We start from the raw sequence: 22,674 nt of genomic DNA on the forward strand, positions 1-22,674 counted from the left end.
GGCCGATTCCCGGAGGCCGGGTCAGAGGGTACGGATCCGGGACAGCAGGGCCGGGCCGGCCGGAGCGGTCAGCGACAGGACCGTGCGGACGTTGCCGGGACCTTTCTCGACGGTACGCCCGTCCGCCTCCACCCCGATCGACAGCAGCGGCGCCTCCCCCGGCACCGCCTCGCCCACCATGACCGCCGCCGCCAGCGGATCGTGCAGCGGAATCTCCCGGGCACCGAGCCGATCCTGGTAGCCGTCGAAGTACGCCGGCAGCATGTCCGCCAGCGCCACCCGCAACGGCGACCCACCGGCCCGCAACGTCTCGCTGTCCGCCACCGTCCACCGGTGCCGCATGGTGACGTCGAGCGGCACCAGGGTGACCGGCCACGGCGCCGACAGCACGGTGGCCGCCGCCGCCGGGTCGTGGATGATGTTGGCCTCGGCGTGCGGGGCGCGGTTGCCGGGAACCCGGACGGCTCCGCCCATCACGGTGACCGAGGCGACCATCTCGGGCAGGCGCGGCTCGGTTCGCAGGGCGGCGGCCAGGTTGCCGCACGGCCCGGTGGCCAGCACATGCAGCTCACCGGGGTGGCGACGGGCCAGCTCGACGAGCAGCTCCACCGCCGTACGCGAATCGGGGTCCTTGCCGGCCGGCAGCCGCACCCCGCCGACGCCGTTGCCGCCGTGCACCGAGGCCGGATAGGGGTGTTCGCCGGAGCCGACGGCGACCGGGATGTCGTCGCGACCAGCGAGCGCGAGCAGGCCGAGGGTGTTCGCGGCGGCCTGGGGCGCCGTGGTGTTGCCGTTGACGGTGCCGATCCCGGCGAGTGTCACGTCCGGGTGGGCGAGCAGGTAGGCGATGGCGAGCGCGTCGTCGATGCCGGTGTCGCAGTCCAGATAGGTGTGCATGTTCCCGTTCTACAGATGTTGCACGGCATCGCGCGATCCCGGCCAAATCATTGACAGACATGGATGGCGCGCCTAGCTTCAGCGATCAGGAAAGCGCTTACCTGCTGCCCGAGACATCTATCTTCACCCGTCCCCCAACGGAGGAATCCCCATGTCTCCATCGCGTCGCACCGTCCTCGCCGCGGCGACCGCCGGTGTCCTGGCCGTCACCGGCACACTGACCGCCACTCAGCTCGCCGCGGTCGCCGCCGAGTCCAGCCCGGTCGGGTTCGCCGGCATGAACGGCGGCACCAGCGGCGGCTCGTCGAGCACCGTCGTCACGGTGACCACGGCGTCCGCGCTGAAGTCGGCACTCGGTTCGAGCACCTCGCAGACCGTCAGGGTGTCCGGGCTGATCCCGATCTCCGGCATGTACAGCGTCGCCTCGAACAAGACGATCCTCGGCGTCGGCTCCGGCTCCGGTGTCACCGGCGGCGGCTTCACCCTCTCCGGCGTGCGGAACGTCGTCATCCGGAACCTGGTGTTCAGGAACGCCAGCGACGACTCGATCAACCTGCAGGAGGGCACCACCAACGTCTGGATCGACCACAACGATCTGTCCAACGGGTACGACGGGCTAATCGACATCAAGCGCGGCTCGGACTACATCACGGTCTCCTGGAACCATCTGCACCACCACGACAAGTCCATGCTGCTCGGGCACAGCGACGACAACGGTGCGCAGGACCGCGGGCACCTGCGGGTCACCTACGTGCACAACTGGTTCGACGGGACCAACCAGCGGCACCCGCGGGTCCGGTTCGCGAACCCGGTGCACGTGCTGAACAACTACTACAGCAACATCGGCTCGTACGGCGTGGCGTCCACCGAGAACGCCGGCGTCCTCGTCGAGCGCAACTACTTCGAGAACGTGGCGAAGCCGACCGTCACGCAGACCGGTGACTCGGACGCCGGCAATCTCAAGGTGCTGAACAACTACAAGGTCAACTCGGGCACGGAGGAGGTCCGCAACGGCGCCGGTGTCGCGGCGATCCCCTACGCGTACACGCCCGAGGCGAACAGCTCGGTGAAGGCGACCGTCACGGCGGGTGCCGGTACCGGCCGGATCTGACGTCCCCCAACCGGCGGCGCCCATCCCCGGGGCGCCGCCGGGCAACCTTTCCGGCCCGCCGGCACACCTTCTGGACGACCCCCATCCCTGGAAGGATCTCTCCGATGCCCCTGTCCCTCACCCGCCGCGGCCGCACCGTCGCCGGCGCCGCCGCGATCGCCGCCGCTGCCGCCCTGGTCGGCACCGCGCTGACCGGAACCGGTCAGGCCGCCACGGCGATCACCGTCGCCGCCGACGGCTCCGGCAACTACACGACGATCCAGGCCGCGGTCGCCGCCGCCTCGGCCGGCACGGTGATCACGATCAAGGCCGGCACGTATCACGGCCAGGTGCAGATCCCGGCCAGCAAGCCGGGGATCACCCTGCAGGGCGCCACCGGCAGCTCAGCCGACGTGATCATCACCGGGAACACTCCGGCGTCCACCGCCGGCACGGCCGGCAGCGCGACCGTCTACAACCTGGCCCCGAACAGCACGATCAAGGGGCTGACCATGCAGAACACGTACGGCAAGGGCAGTCAGGCGCTGGCCCTGTACGCCGCCGGCGATCGGCAGGTCTACCGCAACGTGCAGATGAAGGGTTACCAGGACACCTTCCTGTCCTGGGGCGGCACCGGGACGGCCCAGGTCCGGCAGTACGTCTACAAGTCCTACATCTCCGGGGCTGTCGACTTCATCTACGGCAACGGCGCGGTGGTCGTCGACAGCACCACCATCGAGTCGCTGAACATCGGTTCCACCTCGAACAACGGGTACATCACGGCGGCCGCCACCGACGACAGCAATCCGTACGGCATCCTGATCACCCGCTCCACGCTGAAGAGCTCGGCACCCGCCCAGACGGTGGCGCTCGGCCGCTGCTGGCACGCCGGTAACGCCGCCGACGCGATCGGCCAGGTGGTGATCCGCGACTCGACGCTGGGCAGCCACATCCGGCAGGCGGGCGCCTGGCAGGACATGGGCGGCTTCTCGTGGAAGACGTGCCGTTTCAAGGAATACGGCAACAGCGGCGCGGGCGTCACCAACGGCACGTCGGACCGCCCCCAGCTGACCGCTTCCGCGGCGGCCGGCTACACCGCCCAGAAGTATCTGGCCGGCTCGGACGGCTGGAACCCGGTCCAGTGAGCCGAGGGCTGCCATCCGCGGCGATCGCCGACGCAGCGGGGATCCGCACGACTCAGCAGGCCGGCCGGGGGATCAGCGCGGCGAAGGCGGCGATCTCCGGCACCTGCTCCGGGGACAACAGGTACCGCTGGCCCGCTGGCGCGCCGAGGGCGACGCGGGCCTGCACGATCGGCCCCGCCTTGCGCATCGGCGGGGAAGCCACGCGATCAGGCCGATGGCGAGAACAGCGGCAGCCGGATGCCGGCGGCCCCGCAGGACGGCGTGGCCGGCCTCGCGGATCGGGGTGAGCACCAGCATCGAAGCCCGCCGGACCGAGAGCACAGCCATCGCGTTGTGCTCTCGGTCCGACACTCTTAGTGGTGGAAGCCCGCCGCGGTGGTGCTGTCGTGCTGCGGGGCGTGCTGTTTCTCCAGGCGGGGCAGCTGGCGCCGCAGATCCTCGATCAGCAGGTCGGCGAGGTCGTGGGTGAAGCCGCGGCGGACGACGACGCGCAGCGCCGACAGGTCCTGGCGGTTCTTCGGGAACTGGTAGGCGGGCACCTGCCAGCCGCGTTCGCGCAGGGCGCCGGAGACGTCGAAGACGGTGAAGTTACGGATCTCGTCGCGCACCTTGAAGGCGAAGACCGGCAGCTGGTCGCCGTGGGTGAGCAGCTCGAACGGGCCCAGCTCGGCGATCCGGGCGGACAGCCGGGTGGCGACCTCCCGGGAGTACGCGTGCACCCGCCGATAGCCGGCGAACCCCAGCCGCAGGAAGTTGTAGTACTGGGCGACCACCTGCGCGCCCGGCCGGGAGAAGTTCAGTGCGAAGGTCGGCATGTTGTCGCCGAGGTAGTTGACCCAGAAGATCAGCTCCTCGGGCAGGGCCTCGGCGTCGCGCCACACCACCCAGCCGACTCCGGGGTAGACCAGGCCGTACTTGTGGCCGGAGGCGTTGATCGAGGCGACCCGGGGCAGCCGGAAGTCCCAGATCAGCTCCGGGTCGACGAACGGGGCCAGCAACGCGCCGGACGCGCCGTCCACGTGCACCGGCACGTCGATGCCGGTCCGCTGCTGGTACTCGTCGAGCGCCCGGCAGATCTCCGCCACCGGTTCGTACGAGCCGTCGTAGGTGGAGCCGAGGATCGCCACCACCCCGATGGTGTTCTCGTCGCAGTGCCGGACCGCCTCCTCGGCGGAGAGGGTCAGCCGGTCACCCTCCATCGGGACCAGCCGCATCTCCACGTCCCAGTACGCGGCGAACTTCTCCCAGCACACCTGCACGTTGATGCCCATCACCAGGTTCGGCCGGTCCACCGGCGCGCCGGCCGCCCGGCGCCGGTGCTGCCAGCGGCGTTTGAGCGCGAGCCCGGCCAGCATGGCGGCCTCACTGGAGCCGGTCGTCGAGCAGCCGGTCGCCTGCACCGCGTCCGGCGCGTGCCACAGCCGGCCGAGGATGCTCACGCACCGCTTCTCCAGCTCGGCGGTCTGCGGGTACTCGTCCTTGTCGATCATGTTCTTGTCGGCGCACTCGGCCATCAACCGCTCCGCCTGCGGCTCCATCCAGGTGGTGACGAAGGTCGCCACGTTGAGCCGGGCGTTGCCGTCGAGCATCAGCTCGTCGTGGATGATCTGGTACGCGGCGTCCGGCGGCAGCTCGTCAGGTGCCAGCTCGTTCCGGGGGATGACCAGGTTCTCGATGCCGAACCGGGGGTCCAGCGTCATGGTCGCACGCCCGGGCTGCTCGTTGCTCGGATGCTTCAGCATGTCCGCTCCTCACTTCTCCGCGCCGAGGGTCGCGGCGTCGGTCTGCACGGCGGAGACGAGCAGTGCCGTTTCCCCGTTGTCGCCGGGCACCTGGATGGTGCGGTCCAGCGCGCTGACGATGCCCGAGGTGACGGTGCCGGACAGGTCCAGCGGCGCGCCGAGCGCGACGACCGGCTGTCCCACCCGCACGTCCGAGGACTTGCCGAGCGGAATGACCGGCAGGTCCTGCTGCCCGTCGACCTTGATCACCGCGAGGTCCGCCCCTCCGCCCCTTCTGCTGTGCTGACTCGCGCTGTCCGTCATCAGTCCAGCAAAGGACATGGGCCATCAGTCCAGCAAAGGACATGGGCGCTGACGTTGGCATCATCCTCAATGAACGAGGTGTGCCCGGCCGGGCGGGCGATGTCGCGGTATGGCGGTCGCGGCGACGGCGACCAGGACCCCGCCGACCACATGGGACCGTGCGGCCGGCTGTTCCCTCGGCCTCGCCTCGGCTGGCGGACCGCTCAGCGGCGGAAGGCTCGGGCCAGGCGCCGCACCGCCTCGTCCATCAGGTCCGGTGGGGCGGCGGCGTAGGTGAGCCGCAGGTGCGCGGCGGGCGGCTCGGCCGCGAACCACGGGCCGCCCGGGAAGACGATGACGCCCTCGGCCGCCGCCGCGGTGGCCAGAGCGGCCTCGTCGGTGCCGTCCGGCAGGCGCACCCACAGGTGCAGGCCGCCACGCGGGATCACCGGCGGGACCAGGCCGGGCAGGTGCCGGTGCAGGGCGGTGAGCAGCGCCTCGCGACGCTGCCGCAGGTCACGCCGCAGGCCGCGCAGGTGCCGTCCCCACGCCGGGCCGGTGACGAACTCCAGCGCGGCCTGCTGCAGCGGCCCGGCCACGAAGAAGTCGTCGAGGAGCCGGGCGGCCCGCAGCCGGGCGCCGGCCGGTCCACGCGCCCCGATCGCGGCGATCCGCAGGCCGGGCGCCGCCGACTTGGTCAGCGACCGCAGGTAGACGACGTGCCCGTCCGGGTCGTCGGCGGCCAGCGGCGGCGGGGCCTCGCCCTCGATCACCAGGTCGCGGGCGTAGTCGTCCTCGATCAGGAACGCACCGTTGTCCCGGAGCGCTGCCATCACCGCGGCCCGCCGGTGCTCGGCGAGGCTCGCGCCGGTCGGGTTGGCGAACAGCGGCTGGCAGTAGAACAGTCGCGCCCCGGTCCGGGCGAACGCGGCGGCCAACTGGTCGGGCAGCACCCCGTCCCGGTCGGCCGGCACCGGGACCACGTGCAGGCCGCTGGCCCGGGCCGCGGCGAGCGCGCCCAGGTAGGTCGGCGACTCGACGAGCAGGGTGTCACCGGGTCCGGCGAGCGCGCGCAGCGCGGACCCGAGTGCGGCCTGTCCGCCCGGGCAGATCACCAGGTCACGGGCGCGCAGCCCGGCACCGGCCCGACGGGCGAACCAGTCCCGCAGGTCCTCCCGGCCCTCGGCCGGGCCGCGCTGCCAGGCGGCCGGCTGCCGGGCGACCCGGGCCAGCGCGGTGCCGAGGGCGGCGGCCGGCTGCAGCTCGGCGTCGAGGTAGCCGCCGGAGAGCGGGATGGCCCCGGCCGGCGGTAACGCCAGTAACGCCTGCATCTCCTCCTCGCCGAACCGGCGCGGGCCCAGCGCGACCGTCTGCCAGGACAGGTCGGGCGGCTGCGCCGGCTCGGCCCGCTCGGCCACGAACGTGCCCCGTCCCGGACGCGCCTCGACCAGGCCCTGTGCCACCAGGACGCGGATCGCCTCGCTGACCGTGACCGGTGAGGCCTGGTGCGCGACGGTCAGCTCACGGATCGAGGGCAGCCGGGCGCCGGGCGCCGATCCGCGCACCCGAGTGCGCAGATCTTGGATAACGCGCTGCGCTGCGTTACTGTCATTCATGAGAGAACAGAGTAGCGCTACTGCCCGCAGCACGGTAACGGCGGGCCTCACCCTCGGGGCACTGGGCGTGCTGGCGTTCAGCATGACGTTGCCGATGACCCGGGTGGCCGTGCGCGATCTCGATCCGTGGTTCGTGGCGTTCGGCCGGGCGGCCGGCGCGGCACTGCTCGCCGTGGTCTATCTGCGCGCCACCGGAGCCCGGCGGCCCTCGCCGGCGCAATGGCGGCGGCTCGCGGTGGTCGCGCTCGGCGTGGTGGTGGGCTTTCCGCTGTTCACGTCGCTGGCGCTGACCAGCCAGACCTCCTCGCACGGCGCGGTGGTGGTCGCGGTGCTGCCGGCGATGACGGCGGCGTTCGCGGCGCTGCGCGCCCACGAACGGCCACCGCTGACGTTCTGGCTGGCCAGTGGCGGCGGCCTGGTCGCGGTGCTGGGCTTCCTGGTGACCAGCGGTGCGGTGCACGGCGGGCCGGGCCGGGCCGATCTGTACCTGCTGGCCGCGGTGGCGCTGTGCGCGCTGGGCTACGCCGAGGGCGGGATGCTCGCCCGGGAGCTGGGCGGGGCCCGGACGATCTGCTGGGCGCTGGTGCTCGCGCTGCCGGTCACCCTGCCGGCCGCCCTGCTGGCCGGTCCGTCCCCGGCCCCCGCGACCGGCTGGGCCGCGTTCGGCTACCTGACCGCGGTGTCGATGTTCCTCGGCTTCTTCGCCTGGTACGCGGGACTCGCCAAGGGCGGGATCGCCCGGGTCGGACAGATCCAGCTCGCCCAGCCGGTGCTGACCCTGCTCTGGTCAGCCCTGCTGCTGAGCGAGCCGGTGACGCCCGCGTCGCTCGGGGCCGCGGTCGTGGTGCTGGGCTGCGTGGTGCTGACCCAGCGGGCACGTCAGGATCGGCGGGTGAGTTTCCACCACAACGACGGCTCGCTGGTGGCGGTGTCGGCGCGCAGCGGTACGCGTACGCCGGCCGCCTGAACCTCGCCCACCTGCTGCCCGGCGGTGATCAGCGGTCCGGGCTGCGTGGTGGTGGTCTTGACCGGGACCGCGAGGCCGGGCCAGCCGACCACCTTCAGCGCGGACGCCGGGGTGACCGACGCCGAGGCGCCCCAGGCGGTCCGCACCGTTCCGACCGGCTTCGCGGCCACCAGCGTGTACTCCTTGACCGTCTTGCGCACCGCGGCCAACAGCTTGCGGACCACCCGGTTGGCGGCGGCGAGTTGCTCCGGCGTGTGCGCGCCGGGCTGGTTGAAGACCGCGCCGACGATCACCAGGTCCCGGGAGGCGACCTTGAGCCGCGCGGCGAACAGCAGGTTGCCGCCGGCCTGGGTGGTCGAGCCGGTCTTGATCCCGAAGACACCGTCCACGCCGAGCAGGTCGTTGTAGTTCTTCACGGTGCCCTCGACCGGAATCTCGGCGCTGGGCAGCTCGACGATCTCGGCGAACACGTCGATCTTCAGCGCCGCCCGGGCCAGCTTCACCTGGTCCGCGGCGGTACTGGTGGTGGTGGGCAGGAAGCCGCTCGGGTCGGTGTACTCGGTTGCGGTCATCCCGAGCTCGTCGGCGGTCTGGTTCATTTTCGCCAGGAAGCCGTCGACGTCCCCCGCGTCCCACTCGGCGAGCATGTGCGCGACGTTGTTCGCCGACGGCAGCATCAGCGCCTCGAGCGCGTCCCGCTCCGTCAGCTCCTCCCCCACGGCCACCCTGACCTGCGACTGCCCGGTCAGCGTCCGCTGGTTGTAGTCGGCGACGTCGGCAGCGTCCACTGTCATCGACGGGCCTTCCTCGTCACCCGTCAGCGGATGGCTCTTGAGGATGACATAAGCGGTCATCACCTTGGCGACGCTGCCGATCGGCTCGGCCGCCTTGCCGCCCGAGCCGCCGATCCGCCCCATCCCCTCGATCATTAGCTCGGCGGACCCGGTGCTCGGCCACGGGATCTTCGGGGTGCCACCGGGGATCTTGATGGTGGCGGCGATGTCGGTGGCCAGCGTGGCGTCCGGCAGGTCGCGGGTGAGCTGCGCCGCGGCGCCCGCGCCGACCAGCGCGATCAGGAAGAACACCACGACCAGGAGGACCGCCGCGCGGCGTTTGCCGGCTGCTCGCGGTCCGCCGCTTCTTTCCGGTACGGCGGGCGCGCTCTGGTACGTCTTCGGCGTCGGAGCGCCCTGGTACGCCTGTGCACCGGGAGCGCTCTGATACCTCTGTGGACCGGGAGCACTCTGGTACGCCTGCGGGTGGCGATCGTCCTGATGCGGCTGCGGGCCCGGCGCGCTCTGGTACGTCGAGCCGCCGGGTGGCGCGGGCACCGCGGCACGGCCCGGCTGCGATGCGGCGGGCGGCTGCTGGCTGGGGCGCTGGGGCTGCTCGGGCACGGTGAAGGGCACTGTCTGCGGGTGGCGTGCCGATGCATCGTATGGCGGCGCGGGCGGCTGGGGTGCCGGAACGGACGCCCTGCCCGGAGCGGCCGAGGCCGGCGGGACCGGAACCGACGCCCGGCCGGGTGCCGCCGCGGACGGCTGCGTCTGCGGCTGGTGGTGTTGCTGCGGTTGCCGTTGCGGTTGCGGTTGCGGCTCCGGCTGGTCCGGTGCCGCCTGCTGGCCGGGACTGAAGTTGACGGTGATGCCGGCCGGTCGCGGCGCCGGAACCCGCGCCGAACCGGCTGCCGGGCGGTCGCCGCCCTCCGGCGGCACCGGCGTCTCCTGCCCGGCACCGTCGTTCGGCTCTGCCGCCTGCGTCATCAGCCCGCTCCCCCTCCGGCCCGGCCCACCCGAGCGCCGGGCCAAGTATTCCCGGCGGACACAAATGCCCCGGCACCCGCACCCTGGCCTGTCGTCGGCACCCTGCTGATGGTCGCCGGCGCGGCCTGGATGGTGCTCACCCACCGCGCCACCACGCAGCCGCACCCGTTCCGGCACCAGCCCGGGATGTCCAACCCCCGCCGTTGGCTGATCACCGACGAGGGGGCTGGCGTCCGACACCGCGGTGTCCTCGGCGCGCTTCCGCTGGGCCGACTTCCACCGGCTGACCGTCTGGCCCCAGGCGTACCTGCTGCACCTCGGGAACGGCGTGCTGATCGACATCCCGCGCGAGCCGCTCTCCGACGAGGACGCCTCGGCCCTCCGCGACCACCTCACCGGCCTGGGCCTGCTCACCGCGTGAACGCGGCGGTCGTCACCTCGACCCGTCCGGGCGCGCCGCGGCCACCTCGGTGATCTCGTCGACCGCGTGGTCGAGCACCGCCGCGAACATCGCCCTCGCGCCTCGTCCGGTCACGCCGGACACGGTAGCGATCGGCGACACGGTGGCCGGGAACTCCTCGACTAAACCTATAAAACCGGTGGGGTATATGGTTTGATTGGCGGGCTGTCGAACTGCGGGAGAGCCACATGTCGAGCGTCGTCGAAGTTCTGGAGCCCGCCAGTCGGGACGCCGCCGCCGATCGCACGGTGGCGGTCGTCGGTGGGGGCGCCACCGGGGCGTTGCTCGCCCGGGCGCTGATCCGGCGTACCGAAAAGAATGTCGTCCTGGTGGCACCGGACCGCGAACCCGGGCGCGGGATCGCCTACGGCGCGGCGCAGCCGTGGCACATCCTGAACGCCCGCGCCGGAGCGATGAGCATCTGCCCGGACGATCCGATGCACCTGGTCCGCTGGTGCCGTGACCGGGGCGACGCGGTCGAGGGCACCGACTTCCTGCCGCGCGCGCTCTACGGCGACTATCTCGCGGCGCAGTTCACCGACACGGTCGCGATCTCCGCCGGACGGCTGCGGCACCACGTCGCGACGGCGACCGGCCTGTACGCCGGCGACGACGGTTACCTGGTCCGCACCGACGCCGGATCGGTACGCGCCGGTCAGGTGATCCTCGCGGTCGGCAATCCGCGGGCGGCCCGGCTGCCCGGGATCAGCGACGCGGCCTACGCGAGCCCGCACCTGACCACCGACCCGTGGGCCGGTTACCCGCGGCCGGAGGCGGATCAGCCGGTGCTGCTGCTCGGGACCGGGCTGACCGCTGTCGACGTCGCGCTGAGCCTGACCGCGGCCGGGCATCGCGGGCCGATCGAGGCGCTCTCCCGGCGCGGGCTGCCGCCACTGGCCCACCCGGAGCTGCCGCCGTCGAGCGCCCACCCCGACCTGATCCTGAACAGCGACCTCACGCTGCGGCAGCTGCTGCGCCGGGTCCGCGCCGCGATCGACGGCGGCGCCGACTGGGTCGCCGTGGTCGACACGCTGCGGCACCAGGCCGACCGGCTCTGGGCCGGCTTCGCGGACGGCGACCGGGAGCGTTTCCTGCGGCACGTGGTGCGGTTCTGGGACGTGCACCGGCACCGGATGGCGCCGCCGGTCGCGGCCCGGATCGCCGGCCTGCGCGAGCAAGGCACGCTGCGGTTCTCGGCGGGCCGGCTGCGCTCGGTCGAGCCGGACCCCCGCGGCGGCCTGCTGGTGGCGATCGACGGGCGGCCGGTACGCCGGTACGCCGCGGTCATCTGCTGCACCGGGCCGGGCACCCTGCCCGGCTCCGCCGACCCGTTCCTGAGCAGCCTGTTCCGTGACGGGCTGGTCCGCCCCGGCCCGTACGGCCTGGGCGTCGACACCGATCGGGACGGCCGCATCCGTCCCGGCCTGTGGCTGGCCGGCCCGCTGCGCCGCGGCCACCTGTGGGAGGCCACCGCCGTCCCGGAGATCCGCGCCCAGGTGGACCGTCTGGTGAACGCTCTGGCCCGGCAGTATCACAGGTGACCGCAAGAAGTAGCGGCTGAACGCGACGGCGAGCTCGCGCCGCCCGGCGCTGAACCCGGGCGCGTAGAGATCGACCAGCCACGGCGCGATCAGCAACGCGAGCGGGGTGCTCACGGTCAGGCCGTGGACCAGCAGTGACAGCAGCCGCTGGGTGCAGCGCACTCCCTGATCAGAATCGGTCAAGCCCGCCCGGGGCAGCAGCGGCACGACGACGCTCGCCATTGCCCCGCCGACGAGCAGCTCGTAGACCGCGTTGGGCAGCGTGTTGGCCACGTTGTAGGCGTCCAGCAGCCGGGTGCCGAGCCCGAGCGCCGCGGTAAGCACCAGCACCCGGACGAAACCCGCCAGCCGCCGCCCCGCCGGTCCGATCGTCGTCATGTCGCCTTCTCAGCTCAGCGGCGCCACCGTGGAAACCCACCGGCCCACACCCGTCATACCGCCCCGGAGGCCTGCCGGAAACGCCTTAGCGAACGTTTACCTTTGTTTCTCAAAAGACGTCGCGGGAAGATTCCCGGCGGGAGAATCGCCCGAAATGAGATGGCTATTCACGAACCGCCGGGGCCACCATCAGGTCCCCGACGGGCCGTCCTTTCACGAACCGCGTCAGGCGTAAGGTTGCGGGTTCGCGGTCAGCGGGAGGAGTTCGCCGGTGAGGGACGACACAGCGGTACGGGCCGAGGTGCCCGAGGACCTGCTGGAGATGGTCGAGGCGCTCCTGCCCGGCGTTTCCCTCGACTCGGCGCGGCTCGCCGGGCACGGCAACGTCCACCACGTCGTTCTGCTTCCCGGCGTGGCCGCGGTGCGGATCAGCCGGCGACGGTTGGCGGCCGAGGATCTGCCGCGCCGGATGGACGTGCTCCGGGCGATAGCGGGCGCCGGGTTGCCGTTCGCGGTGCCGGAGCCGTTGACCCCGGTCATGCGGTTCGGGGATCGGGCGGCCGCGGCCGTCTCCTGGATCGGTGGCGCCGGCTGGCCACCGGGCACGGGGGATCCGAAGCGAATCGGCGAGTTGCTCGGCGCCCTGCGCGAGCTGCCGCTCACCCCGGAGCTCACGTCGGTGCTCACGGTCCCGGACCGGCTCGGCTGGGCCGAGATCCTGGAGCACGAGGTCCTGCCGCGCCTGCCGCGCGGCTGGCGCGATGACGGCCGGCGGCGGCTGGACCGGGCGCTGGCTCTCGAACCGGTCCCGGCCACACTGGTGCACGCCGACCTCGGCGCCGAGAACGTCCACTGGCACGAGGACGGCACGCTGGCCGGTGTCCTGGACTGGGATCTCGCCACCACGTTCGACCCGGCGATCGATGCCGCCTGCATGGCCTGGCACGGCTGGGAGAACGTCCGCCGGGCGGTGGACGGCACCACCTACCGGCGGGCCCGGGTCTGGGACGGCCTGTTCGGGGTGGAGCACCTGGTCGCGGTGCTCGCCGGCAAGCCCCTGGCCCACCACGTCGACAGCTATGTGAAGCACGTGGTCGGGTGGCTGGAGCGCAACGGCGCCGGCACCCGGGGCGGGTCCGGGGAGGGCTGAGGCCGGCGGCGCGGTCCTCGATCGGCTCCTCTACGCGACGCGCCGCGCGGAGAGGACCTCCGCGCGGCGCGAGTGGTGGTGCGTGGAACAGCGACTTACTTGACGAAACCGATGTTCTCGTAGATGACGTTGGCGAAGCCCTTGGCGCCGAAGTTCGCCAGCTCCTTCTTGGTGGCGATCAGCTCCGGACGCTGGTAGAGGGTCAGCGAGTGGACCTCCTGCCAGATCAGGGTGTCGGCCTGGTTGGCCAGCGCGGTCGCCTTGGTCTTGTCGAGCTCGGCGGCCCCGTCGACCAGCGCCTTGTCCAGCTCGGGCGAGCCGATCCGGGCGTAGTTCTGCTGGACGTCCAGTTCACCCTTGGCGTTCTTGGTCGGGTTGGCGTAGATCGACTTGACCGAGCTGATCGGGAACTGGGTGCCGATCCAGGCGAAGACCGTCATGTCGAAGTTGCCCGGGGTGACGTACTTGTCGAAGAAGTCGTCCACCGGGACCGCGTTGATCTTCACCTTCGCGCCGACCTGGGCCAGCATGTTCTGCACCAGCTGGGACTCCTGCTCGGAGGACTTGACGCCGGTCGGGATCACGAAGTTGATCTCGAGCTTCTTGCCGTCCTTCTCCCGGACGTCACCGTTGAGCTTCCAGCCGGCCGCGTCCAGGCCCGCCTTCGCCTTCTCCAGGTCGTACTTGCCGACGTCGCCGGAGTTGTCCTGGTAACCCGCCTGGTTGGACATGTAGATGTGGTTGTTGAGCGCGTCCGGCGTGATGCCGAGCGGGCCCAGCAGCGCCTTGGCGATGGCCTTACGGTCGATCGCCTCGGCGAGCGCGGTGCGCACCTTGACGTCCGAGAGGTTGGCACTGGTGCCGTTGATGGTCAGGTGCCGGAAGTTCGGGCCGGCCGCCTGCCGGATCTCGGCCGTCGCGATCTTCTGCGCCCGCTGGTAGGCGTCGACGTTGGAGCCGATGTCGACGAAGTCGATCTCGCCGTTGGCCAGCGCGTCGACCTGCGCGTCCGGCTCGATCGCCCGGTAGACGATCTTGTCGAGCTTGGCCGGGTCGCCCCACCACTTCTCGTTACGGACCAGCGTGATGGTCTTCGCCGTCGCGTCCAGGGACTCGAACTTGAACGGGCCGGCCGTGGTCTTCAGCGGCTGCTTCGCCCAGCCCTCGTTGAAGGTCTTCGGGTTCTTGTTCGTCGACGCCGGGTAGAACGGCGTGAACAGCGACTGCCAGTCGGCGAACTTGGTCTTGAAGGTGACGATCGCCTCCTGGTCGTTCTTGCCCTTCGCGACGCTCTCGATGTTCTCGTAGCCGTTGGACGCCGAGATGTTGTACGCCTTGTCGGCGCCGCTGGTCGCCTTCCACTGCCAGTAGAGGTCCTCCCAGGTGATGGGAGTGCCGTCGTCCCACTTCGCCTTCGGGTTCAGCTCGAAGGTGACGACCTGCTTCGGGTCGGTCTTGAGCACCGGCTCGGAGGCGAGGTAGTTCTTGTTCCACACCGGGCTGGCGTCAGCCTCGAAGTTGTACAGCTGCGGCAACAGGGCCAAGTCGACGTTGGAGCCGTCGACGTCGGTGCCGTCCAGCTCGTAGTAGTTGAAGTTCGCCGGGACGCCACCCAGCGCCCAGGTGAGGGTGCCGCCGTCCTTGACCTGATCACGCGGCTTCGTGTTGATCTGGTTCTCGGTCGCCTTGGGGGGCGGCGCGGCCTGCTTGGTACCACTGTCGCTCGCCCCACTGCACGCGGCGGTCCCGATCAGGGTCGCCGCGACGATCGGCGCGAGGATTGCCCGCGCACCCCAGTGTGTCCTCATCAAATCCTCCACATTGAGCGCCTGGAACAGGCGCTGATCTTTCTTTCGGTCGATCCGCGTGGACGGCCACGCGGACCGTTAGATCGCCTTGATGGGTGCCGCGTAGTGGCAGGCCACCTCGTGATCCGTGGCCGGGGCGTCCCGGACGGTCAGCGCCGGTGACTCGTCGAGACAGCGCTGCCGCTGGTCGTCGCCGAGCTCGTTGGCGAACTTGGGGCACCGGGTGCGGAACCGGCAACCGGAGGGCGGGTTCGCCGGGCTCGGCAGGTCGCCGGTGAGCAGGATCCGCCGGCGCTGCCGCTCCTTGACCGGGTCCGGCAGCGGGATCGCGGACAGCAGCGCCTGGGTGTAGGGATGCTCCGGCGCCTCGAAGACCTGATCGGAAGTGCCGATCTCGACGATCCGCCCGAGGTACATCACCGCCACCCGGTCGGCGATGTGCCGGACCACCGACAGGTCGTGCGCCACGAACAGGTAGGAGAGCCCCAGCTCGGACTTGAGCTTCTCGAGCAGGTTGATCACGCCGGCCTGGATGGAGACGTCGAGCGCCGAGACCGGCTCGTCGAGCACCAGCAACTTCGGCTCCAACGCCAGCGCCCGGGCGATGCCGATGCGCTGCCGCTGCCCGCCGGAGAACTTGGCGGGGTACCGGTCGGCGTGCTCGGGGCGCAGCCCCACCAGCTGCAGCAGCTCCCGTACCCGCCGCTCGCGCTCCGCGGCGGGCACGCCGTGAGCCGCCATCGGCTCGGCGAGGATGTCGCTGATCGGCAGCCGGGGGTCCAGCGAGGCCATCGGGTCCTGGAACACCACCTGCAGGTCGCGCCGGATCGCGAACCGCTCCTTGTTCGTCATCCCGGCGGTCTCCTTGCCGAGCACCGCGATGGTGCCCGACGTCGGCTTGGCCAGCTCGAGAATCTCCATGATGGTGGTGGTCTTGCCGCAGCCGGACTCGCCGACCAGGCCCAGCGTCTCACCCTCGCGGATGTCGAAGCTGATCCCGGCGACGGCCTGCAGCGTGCCCACCTTGCGCCGCAGCACGCTGCCCTTGGTCAGCGGGTACTCCTTGACCAGGTCGCGTACCTCCAGCACGACGGGACGCTCCGCGCGGGGCAGCCGCGCCGCCTCGGTCGCCGCCGGCGGCGCGGTGGTGACGAAGACATCGGTGCCGGCCAGCCCCTTGCGGGCGATCTCCTCGCTGCGGTGGCAGGCGGCCAGGTGCCCGGCGCCGTCGGTGACCACGCCGAGCAGGTCCGGCTCGGCCTGCTCGCAGATGTCGATGCGCATCGGACAGCGGGGAGCGAACGGGCAGCCCACCGGAAGGCTCACCATCGACGGCGGGGTGCCCTCGATCGGCGTCAGCCGCTGCCGCTCGCCCATGTCGAGACGGGGGATCGACCCGAGCAGGCCCATCGTGTACGGCATGCGCGGGCGCTGGTAGATGGTCTCGACGACGCCGGTCTCGACGACCTTGCCGGCGTACATCACCATCATCCGGTCGGCGAAGCCGGCGATCACCCCCAGGTCGTGGGTGATCATGACGATGGCCGCGCCGGTCGCCTCCCGGGCGGTCTGCAGCACCTCCAGGATCTGCGCCTGGATGGTCACGTCGAGCGCGGTCGTCGGCTCGTCCGCGATGATCAGCGCCGGATCGTTGGCGATGGCCATCGCGATCATGACGCGCTGCCGCATGCCGCCGGAGAACTCGTGCGGGAACCCCTTCGCCCGCTGCCGCGGGTTCGGGATGCCGACCAGGTCGAGCAGCTCGACAGCCCGCTCGCGGGCGGCCTCGCGCCCGAGGTTCTGGTGGATGCGGATCGTCTCGGCGATCTGGTCGCCGACGGTGTAGACCGGGGTCAGCGCGGAGAGCGGGTCCTGGAACACCATGGCCAGCCGGCTGCCGCGGATCCGGGAGATCTGCTTGTCGCCGAGGCCGAGCAGCTGCTGGCCCTGGAAGGACGCCGAGCCGGTGATCGTGGCGGTGTCCGGCAGCAGGCCCATCACGGCCAGTGACGAGACCGACTTGCCGGAACCGGACTCACCGACGATGCCGAGCACCTCACCCGGGCGCACGTCGTAGCTGATCCCCCGGACGGCGGTCACCGGCCCGGCCGGGCTGCGGAACGTCACCGACAGGTTCTCCACCCGCAGCAACGGCTCGGCACCGCCCGATCCGCTGCCGCCGGCGGATCCCGCCCCGGCAGCCGGGGTCACCCTCACGTCGGTCACTTCGCCCCCTCGATCTCGGAGTTCGGGTCCAGGGCGTCACGCAGGCCGTCGCCGACCAGGTTGACAGCGAGCACGAGCAACACCAGGACTCCCGAGACGAAGTAGAACTGCCACCAGTTGGTCAGCGCCGCACCGGCGCCCTCGGCGATCAGGGTGCCGAGCGAGACGTCCGGCGGCTGCACGCCGAAGCCGAAGAAGGAGAGCCCGACCTCGGCCAGGATGATGCTGCTGACGCCGACCGTCGCGTCGATGATCAGCAGCGACGCCATGTTCGGCAGGATGTGCCGCACGATGATCTTCCAGCCGGGCACCCCCATGAACCGGGCCGCCTGGACGAACTCCCGCTCCCGCAGCGACTGCGTCATCCCGCGGACCACCCGTGCGGTGATCATCCACTGGAAGCCGGCCAGCAGCACGATGAACAGCAGCCAGCTCCCGTCCCGCAGGGCGGTCGAGAAGATCGCGATGATCAGGAAGCTGGGCAGCACCAGCATCAGGTCGGTGACCAGCCGGACGACGATGTCGGTGGCGCCGCGGAAGTAGCCGGCGAACGCGCCGGCCACGGCGGCCAGCGCGGTCGACAGCAGCGCGCCGAGCAGGCCGATGACCAGCGACTTCTGCAGGCCACGCAGGGTACGGGCGAAGACGTCGCCACCGGTCTGGTAGGTGCCGAACCAGTGCTCGGGGCTCGGCGGCGCCTGGAACGACTGGAAGTCCAGCTGGTCGTACTTCCAGGGGTAGAACAGCGGGCCGAGATAGGCCACCGCGATCAGCAGGACGACCACCACGAGGCCCAGGACGGCCAGCCGCTGGCGCAGGAAGCGCCGCAGCACCATGCGGTTGCGGGAAGCGGAGCGGCCCGGGCCACTGTCCGCGGGATCGGTGCTTACCGATCCGACGACGACGGAGTCGGTGTTGACAGTCATATCGGTCTCCTCAGCTCGCCCGGACCCGCGGGTCCAGCGCCGCGTAGACCACATCGGAGAGCAACCCTGCGATCAGGACCAGCACCGCGACGAAGAGCGTCACGCCGGCCGTCGAGTTGATGTCGTTCTTGGTGATGGAGTCGACGAAGTACTCACCCATCCCGTGCCAGCCGAAGATCTTCTCCGTGAAGGTGGCGCCCACGAAGAGCAGCGCGAACTGGTACGAGAAGAACGTCGCCATCGGGATCAGCGCGGTCCGCAGCCCGTGTTTGGTCAGCGCCGACCAGCGCCGCATGCCCTTCGCCTGAGCGGTACGCAAGAAGTCGCTGCCCAGCACGTCGAGCATCGAGTTGCGCTGGTACCGGCTGTAGAAGGCGAACCCGTTGACGCCGATCGCCAGCACGATGGTCGGCAGGATCAGGTGCCCGACGCGGTCGCCGATGCCGGCCCAGGACCAGGTGTCCAGCCCGGGAGTGATCTCACCGGTGGTGAACAGGAGCGGGGTCGCCTCGTTGCCCGTCGCCTGGTTGAACCAGATGCCGGTGCTCTTCACCAGGACGGCCAGCACCACAGTGGGCACCGACAGCAGGACGAACGAGATGACCGTCAGCGTCTGATCGGACCATCGATGCTGCTTGATCGCGCCGTACGCCCCGGCCACCACGCCGAGCAGCGTGCCGAGGATCGAGCCGATCAGCATCAGCCGCAGGCTGACCCACATCCGCCGGCTCATCTCCGAGTTGACCGATTCGCCGTCGACGGTCTTGCCCAGATCGCCGTGCGCGACGCCCTCCGCCCAGGTGGTGAATCGCTCGATCACCGGGGTCTTGTCGTTCATGTTGAGCTCGGTGAGCCGCTGATCGACGACAGCCTCCGCCGGGGCCGGGTTGCGCCCCTCGTACCTGCTCCGCGGGTGGAGCTGCGTAGCGGCCAGAAGGTACGCGACGACGGTCGCGACCATCGCGAGCAGTACTAAGTAGCCCACCCTACGCAGGAGGAATGTTCCCATTACGCAATTGCCTCCGTGCCGGGCGCCAATATCTCGGGCCGGACGCTAGCAGAGGCTTCAAGGGCCGCCAAGATCGCAACCTAATTTCGTTGCCACAGTGATGCACTTCGTAGCCTGGCGGCCCCGGCCGAGCCGAATTTTCGTATGCGCCACGACCATTAAGTATTCAGACGCGAGCGCGCCGGCGATCTTTTACCCCGCGGAGACCCGCCGGCCGGTGTCACATTCGCCGCCCCGGCGGTGCTATCCGGATGTGAACCTGAGCGGAAGAGCGCCGGCCGTCAGCCTGCCGGTCGGACGGAAGGTAGCGGTGGCGAACAGACAGCCGGCGGTGCGGGCCGACCTCGAGGAGATCTTCCGCGCCGCCTACCCCCGGGTGGTCGCGGTCGCCGCCCGCGTCCTGGGCGGCAGGAACGAGGCCGACGACGTGGCGCAGGAGGTGTTCCTCGCCTTCGGCCGTTCCGATGTGCCGGCAGCGGAGGCGATCGGCTGGCTGTCGGTGGCGGCCGCGCACACCGCGCTGAACCAGCTTCGCTCCGGCCGCCGGCGCGTCTCCCGCGAGGAGGCAGCGCGATCAGAATCGGTCAGTCCCGATGTCGCGGACGCCGTGGTCGTCAACGACGAACGCCGCCGGGTCCGGGCCGCCCTCGCCCGGCTTCCCCGCAAACAGGCGATCGCCCTGGTCCTGCGGCACAGCGGCCTGAGCTACGCCGAAGTCGCCGCCGCTCTCGATCTCTCCCCGGCCAGCGTCGGCACCACGGTGCGACGCGCCGAATCCGCCCTCCGGAAGGAGTTGAACCGCCATGCGTCACCCGAGTGACGGCACGCTGCGCCGGCTCCTGGACGAGCCCGCCGGCGTCCCGGACACCGCTCGCGACCACGTCGCGACCTGCGCGACCTGCCGGTCCGCCCTGCTCACCGCCCGGCACGACGCCGAGTTCGCGGCCGCCGCGCTCGCCTTCGACACCGATCCCGACACCGAGGCCGCGTGGCGCGAGCTGTCCGCCGCGCTCCCGGTCACCCCGTCACCGCCAGTCAAACCCTCCTTCCGTACGACGATCAGCCGCCCGCTCGTCGCCGCGCTGGCCGCCGTCGCCCTCCTGGCCGGCGCCAGCGCGGCCGCCGCCACCGACTGGTTCCAGGTGTTCCGCGCCGACCGGGTCGCCCCGATCACCGTCAACCCGGCCGAGCTGGTCCAGCTCCCCGACCTGTCCTCCTACGGCACCCTGGTCATCGAGCGCGAACCGCACGTCCGCGAGGTCACCGGCGCCGCGGCGGCCCGGCTGGTCACCGGACTGGACGCGCCGGTGGTGGCCGAGCTGCCGCACGGCGTCACCGGCACACCCACGTACTACGCCGGCGATCAGGCCGCCGCGGTCTTCACCTTCTCCGCCGCCAAGGCGGGGCAGACCGCCGCGGCCGCCGGCAAGCCGCTGCCCGCACCGCCGGCCGGGCTGGACGGCGCGAGGTTCCGGCTGACCGCCGGACCCGGCGTCGCCGAGGTGTGGCGCGAGTCCCGCGGCGCCCCCGCGATGATCGTCGGCCGGGCGGCCGCGCCGAAGGCCTACTCGGCGGGCATCCCGTTCGCGACCGCCCGCGACTATCTGCTCACCCTGCCCGGCATCCCGCGGGCCGTCGCGGACCAGCTGCGCCGGTTCTCCGCCGACGGCGCCACGCTGCCGCTGATCGTCAGGTCCGCCGAGCAGACCAGTTCGACAGCCGACGTCAACGGCGTCCCGGCGCTGGTGCTCAGCTCCCGCGACGGCGCGTTCACCGGGGTCTTCTGGGTCCGCGACGGCATGGTCGACGCGGTCGCCGGCTCGCTCGGGTCCGACGAGGTCCTCCGGGTCGCCCGCGAGCTCAGGTGGGGCCGGTGACCGGCCGGCCGTCCGCCGCCGTCTGGGCCTCCGGACTGCGCAAACGGTACCGGCGACAGGTGGCTGTCGCGGACGTGTCGCTCACCGTGGCCCGCGGCGAGGTGCTCGCCCTGCTCGGCCCGAACGGCGCCGGCAAGACCACTGTCATCAAGATGCTGCTCGGGCTGGTCCGCCCGGACGCCGGCGAGGTCATGCTGCTCGGCCGGCCCGGGCGCGACCGGCGATCCCGGGCCCGGGTCGGCTACCTGCCCGAGCTCTTCCGGTACCAGCCGTGGCTGACCGCCACCGAGGTGCTGGCCCTGCACGTCCGGCTGGCCGGGCTCGCCGTCCCGGCCGCCGATCGGCACGACTGCCTGGCACTCGTCGGGCTCGCCGACCGGGCCGGCGACCGGGTGGGCGGGTTCTCCAAGGGCATGCAGCAGCGGCTCGGCCTGGCCGTCGCCCTGGTCGCCCGCCCCGAGCTGGTGATCCTCGACGAGCCGACCAGCGCGCTCGACCCGCTCGGCCGGGCCGACGTGCGCGACCTGGTCCTGTCGCTGAAGGACCGCGGGGTGGCGGTGCTGCTCAACTCGCACCTGATCGGCGAGGTGGAACGGGTCTGCGACCGGGTGGTGATCCTCGACCGGGGGCGGGTCGCGGCCGCCGGCACCCTCGCCGAACTGCTCGGGCAGAGCGAGCTGCGGTTGCGTCTGGAGGACGTGGGCCCGCTCGCCCGCGACCGCCTGGCGGCCGCCGGGCCGGTGACCCACGAGGGCGATCGGTACGTCCTGGCACTACCCACCGACCCCAAGCCGGAGACCGTCCCCGACCTGGTGCGCGACCTGGTCGAGCTGGGCGTGCGGGTGCACGCCGTGGAACCCGGCCGGATCACCCTGGAGGAACGGTTGCTCGGCATCCTGCGTACCGGAAATGAGGACGGTGACCACCGGTGACCCGCACCGTTCTCGCGATGGCGGCCTTGACCCTGCGGGAAGCCGCGAGGCGGCGGGTCCTGCGGTCGCTCGCCCTGCTGACGCTGGTCCTGCTGGCGCTCAGCGCCTGGGGCTTCTCCCGGATCGAGGCCGAGTTCGGCGACCTGACCAGCGGCGAGTCGAAGGTCATCGCCTCGATCATCCTGAACCTGGTGATGTTCGGGCTGAGCCTGATCGCCGCGCTGGGCACCGCGTTCCTGGCCGGTCCGACGCTGGCCGGCGAGACCGAGTCCGGGATCGCGCTGGCGATGCTGGCCCGGCCGGTGCACCGGTTCGCGGTGCTGCTCGGCAAGTGGCTGGGCCTGGCCGTCTTCGGCAGCGGCTTCGTCGCGATCGCCGGCCTGGCGCAACTGCTGATCGTGTACGCCACCGTCGGCTACTGGCCACCCGACCCGGTCACCGGCCTGCTGTTCCTCGCCGCGCAGGCGATCACCCTGCTCACCCTGGGTCTGCTGCTGTCCACGGCGATCTCCCCGATGGCGTCCGGGATCACCGCCGTCGGCCTGTTCGGCGCCACCTGGATCGCCGGGGTGGTCGGCATGGTCGGGCACGCGCTCGGCAACGCGAGCGTGGCCCGGGTCGGCACCGTCTCCCGGGTGCTGCTGCCCACCGACGGCCTGTGGCACGGCGCCATGTACGCGTTGCAGGACGCCACCGTCCCGGCGCAGCTGGGACCGCGGTTCGACGCACCGCCGTTCCTCAGCCAGACCGGCCTCACCACGCTCTACGTCGTCTGGGCAGCGCTCTGGGTGGCGGTGGTGCTGGGGCTCGCGGCCGTCGTCTTCCAGCGCCGCGACCTGTGAGACCCGGTCCGGCGGTGCCGTTC

20 protein-coding genes and 1 pseudogene are annotated in these 22,674 nt (G+C 71.5%); 10 read left to right on the forward strand and 11 right to left on the reverse strand.

The features are described from left to right. Window positions 1–21: 21 nt before the first annotated feature. Window positions 22–897, reverse strand: a complete 876-nt coding sequence (locus Actob_RS27620; RefSeq protein WP_284914751.1) for a nucleoside hydrolase — start codon at window positions 895–897, stop codon at window positions 22–24. Window positions 898–1,048: 151 nt separating this feature from the next. On the opposite strand from Actob_RS27620, the gene Actob_RS27625 reads away from it, so the two are divergent. Continuing rightward, a complete protein-coding gene (locus Actob_RS27625; RefSeq protein WP_284914752.1) occupies window positions 1,049–2,008 on the forward strand; it encodes a pectate lyase family protein in 960 nt (319 codons plus the stop codon). Between the two features lie 104 nt (window positions 2,009–2,112). Further along, window positions 2,113–3,132 (forward strand): pectinesterase family protein, encoded by a 1,020-nt coding sequence (locus Actob_RS27630; protein ID WP_284914753.1) that lies wholly within the window; start codon window positions 2,113–2,115, stop codon window positions 3,130–3,132. Between the two features lie 52 nt (window positions 3,133–3,184). On the opposite strand, the gene Actob_RS27635 is transcribed toward Actob_RS27630, so the two are convergent. From Actob_RS27635 to Actob_RS27650, 4 genes are all read right to left on the reverse strand, one after another. Then, the gene (locus Actob_RS27635) at window positions 3,185–3,334 is read right to left on the reverse strand and encodes a hypothetical protein (RefSeq protein WP_284914754.1); all 150 of its coding nucleotides are present in this window, start codon (window positions 3,332–3,334) and stop codon (window positions 3,185–3,187) included. Between the two features lie 151 nt (window positions 3,335–3,485). Then, window positions 3,486–4,874 carry a glutamate decarboxylase gene (locus tag Actob_RS27640; RefSeq protein ID WP_284914755.1) on the reverse strand — a complete coding sequence of 463 codons (1,389 nt, stop codon included), beginning with the start codon at window positions 4,872–4,874 and terminating at the stop codon, window positions 3,486–3,488. 9 nt (window positions 4,875–4,883) lie between these two features. Then, window positions 4,884–5,123: a trypsin-like peptidase domain-containing protein gene (locus Actob_RS27645; RefSeq protein WP_284914756.1), complete on the reverse strand. Its 240-nt coding sequence runs from the start codon at window positions 5,121–5,123 to the stop codon at window positions 4,884–4,886. Between the two features lie 257 nt (window positions 5,124–5,380). Further along, a complete protein-coding gene (locus tag Actob_RS27650) occupies window positions 5,381–6,772 on the reverse strand; it encodes an aminotransferase-like domain-containing protein (protein ID WP_284914757.1) in 1,392 nt (463 codons plus the stop codon). On the opposite strand from Actob_RS27650, the gene Actob_RS27655 reads away from it, so the two are divergent. Then, on the forward strand, window positions 6,771–7,739 hold the full coding sequence (locus Actob_RS27655; RefSeq protein WP_284914758.1) for a DMT family transporter: 969 nt from the start codon (window positions 6,771–6,773) through the stop codon (window positions 7,737–7,739). The genes Actob_RS27650 and Actob_RS27655 overlap by 2 nt on opposite strands. On the opposite strand, the gene Actob_RS27660 is transcribed toward Actob_RS27655, so the two are convergent. Continuing rightward, on the reverse strand, window positions 7,652–9,502 hold the full coding sequence (locus tag Actob_RS27660; RefSeq protein WP_284914759.1) for a D-alanyl-D-alanine carboxypeptidase: 1,851 nt from the start codon (window positions 9,500–9,502) through the stop codon (window positions 7,652–7,654). The two genes, Actob_RS27655 and Actob_RS27660, sit on opposite strands and share 88 nt — an antisense overlap. A gap of 244 nt (window positions 9,503–9,746) precedes the next feature. On the opposite strand from Actob_RS27660, the gene Actob_RS27665 reads away from it, so the two are divergent. Both Actob_RS27665 and Actob_RS27670 read left to right on the forward strand, forming a co-directional pair. Further along, a complete protein-coding gene (locus tag Actob_RS27665) occupies window positions 9,747–9,923 on the forward strand; it encodes a YcxB family protein (RefSeq protein WP_284914760.1) in 177 nt (58 codons plus the stop codon). Window positions 9,924–10,150: 227 nt separating this feature from the next. Then, window positions 10,151–11,503: an FAD/NAD(P)-binding protein gene (locus tag Actob_RS27670; protein WP_284914761.1), complete on the forward strand. Its 1,353-nt coding sequence runs from the start codon at window positions 10,151–10,153 to the stop codon at window positions 11,501–11,503. A gap of 3 nt (window positions 11,504–11,506) precedes the next feature. On the opposite strand, the pseudogene Actob_RS27675 reads toward Actob_RS27670, so the two are convergent. Beyond that, window positions 11,507–11,881 (reverse strand): annotated as a pseudogene (locus Actob_RS27675) (lipid II flippase MurJ); the annotation flags it as partial. Window positions 11,882–12,152: 271 nt separating this feature from the next. Between Actob_RS27675 and Actob_RS27680 the strand changes: the two are divergent. Continuing rightward, the gene (locus Actob_RS27680) at window positions 12,153–13,031 is read left to right on the forward strand and encodes a phosphotransferase (RefSeq protein ID WP_284914762.1); all 879 of its coding nucleotides are present in this window, start codon (window positions 12,153–12,155) and stop codon (window positions 13,029–13,031) included. Window positions 13,032–13,126: 95 nt separating this feature from the next. Here the strand turns inward: Actob_RS27680 and Actob_RS27685 are convergent, their stop codons facing one another. The 4 genes from Actob_RS27685 to Actob_RS27700 all read right to left on the reverse strand — a co-directional run bounded on the left by Actob_RS27685 (window position 13,127) and on the right by Actob_RS27700 (window position 18,976). After that, complete coding sequence (locus Actob_RS27685) at window positions 13,127–14,839, reverse strand: ABC transporter family substrate-binding protein (protein WP_284914763.1); 1,713 nt, start codon at window positions 14,837–14,839, stop codon at window positions 13,127–13,129. Between the two features lie 78 nt (window positions 14,840–14,917). Then, window positions 14,918–17,065, reverse strand: coding sequence for an ABC transporter ATP-binding protein (locus Actob_RS27690; RefSeq protein WP_284914764.1), 2,148 nt, complete (start codon window positions 17,063–17,065; stop codon window positions 14,918–14,920). Next, window positions 17,062–17,991, reverse strand: coding sequence for an ABC transporter permease (locus Actob_RS27695; RefSeq protein ID WP_284914765.1), 930 nt, complete (start codon window positions 17,989–17,991; stop codon window positions 17,062–17,064). The genes Actob_RS27690 and Actob_RS27695 overlap by 4 nt, the downstream gene beginning before the upstream one ends. 10 nt (window positions 17,992–18,001) lie before the next feature. After that, window positions 18,002–18,976 carry an ABC transporter permease gene (locus tag Actob_RS27700; RefSeq protein WP_284914766.1) on the reverse strand — a complete coding sequence of 325 codons (975 nt, stop codon included), beginning with the start codon at window positions 18,974–18,976 and terminating at the stop codon, window positions 18,002–18,004. A gap of 334 nt (window positions 18,977–19,310) precedes the next feature. On the opposite strand from Actob_RS27700, the gene Actob_RS27705 reads away from it, so the two are divergent. Genes Actob_RS27705 through Actob_RS27720 form a run of 4 tightly spaced genes read left to right on the forward strand, consistent with a single transcriptional unit; the run spans window position 19,311 to window position 22,651 of the window. Continuing rightward, window positions 19,311–19,820, forward strand: coding sequence for a sigma-70 family RNA polymerase sigma factor (locus Actob_RS27705; protein ID WP_284914767.1), 510 nt, complete (start codon window positions 19,311–19,313; stop codon window positions 19,818–19,820). After that, entirely contained in the window at window positions 19,804–20,877 is a 1,074-nt protein-coding gene (locus Actob_RS27710) for a hypothetical protein (RefSeq protein ID WP_284914768.1), read from the forward strand. The genes Actob_RS27705 and Actob_RS27710 overlap by 17 nt, the downstream gene beginning before the upstream one ends. Continuing rightward, window positions 20,874–21,809 carry an ABC transporter ATP-binding protein gene (locus Actob_RS27715; RefSeq protein WP_284914769.1) on the forward strand — a complete coding sequence of 312 codons (936 nt, stop codon included), beginning with the start codon at window positions 20,874–20,876 and terminating at the stop codon, window positions 21,807–21,809. The genes Actob_RS27710 and Actob_RS27715 overlap by 4 nt, the downstream gene beginning before the upstream one ends. A gap of 17 nt (window positions 21,810–21,826) precedes the next feature. Continuing rightward, the gene (locus Actob_RS27720; protein ID WP_284914770.1) at window positions 21,827–22,651 is read left to right on the forward strand and encodes an ABC transporter permease; all 825 of its coding nucleotides are present in this window, start codon (window positions 21,827–21,829) and stop codon (window positions 22,649–22,651) included. Window positions 22,652–22,674: the final 23 nt, after the last annotated feature.

The sequence above is a fragment of the Actinoplanes oblitus genome (assembly GCF_030252345.1).
In the GTDB taxonomy this organism is placed as follows: Bacteria; Actinomycetota; Actinomycetes; order Mycobacteriales; family Micromonosporaceae; genus Actinoplanes; species Actinoplanes oblitus.

Coding starts and splice junctions, on each gene's coding strand:
- Actob_RS27650 (WP_284914757.1), bottom strand. CDS start 6,772: ATGAATGACAGTAACGCAGCGCAGCGCGTTATCCAAGATCTGCGCACT.
- Actob_RS27720 (WP_284914770.1), top strand. CDS start 21,827: ATGGCGGCCTTGACCCTGCGGGAAGCCGCGAGGCGGCGGGTCCTGCGG.
- Actob_RS27630 (WP_284914753.1), top strand. CDS start 2,113: ATGCCCCTGTCCCTCACCCGCCGCGGCCGCACCGTCGCCGGCGCCGCC.
- Actob_RS27640 (WP_284914755.1), bottom strand. CDS start 4,874: ATGCTGAAGCATCCGAGCAACGAGCAGCCCGGGCGTGCGACCATGACG.
- Actob_RS27685 (WP_284914763.1), bottom strand. CDS start 14,839: ATGAGGACACACTGGGGTGCGCGGGCAATCCTCGCGCCGATCGTCGCG.
- Actob_RS27620 (WP_284914751.1), bottom strand. CDS start 897: ATGCACACCTATCTGGACTGCGACACCGGCATCGACGACGCGCTCGCC.
- Actob_RS27655 (WP_284914758.1), top strand. CDS start 6,771: ATGAGAGAACAGAGTAGCGCTACTGCCCGCAGCACGGTAACGGCGGGC.
- Actob_RS27670 (WP_284914761.1), top strand. CDS start 10,151: ATGTCGAGCGTCGTCGAAGTTCTGGAGCCCGCCAGTCGGGACGCCGCC.
- Actob_RS27710 (WP_284914768.1), top strand. CDS start 19,804: ATGCGTCACCCGAGTGACGGCACGCTGCGCCGGCTCCTGGACGAGCCC.
- Actob_RS27660 (WP_284914759.1), bottom strand. CDS start 9,502: ATGACGCAGGCGGCAGAGCCGAACGACGGTGCCGGGCAGGAGACGCCG.
- Actob_RS27625 (WP_284914752.1), top strand. CDS start 1,049: ATGTCTCCATCGCGTCGCACCGTCCTCGCCGCGGCGACCGCCGGTGTC.
- Actob_RS27695 (WP_284914765.1), bottom strand. CDS start 17,991: ATGACTGTCAACACCGACTCCGTCGTCGTCGGATCGGTAAGCACCGAT.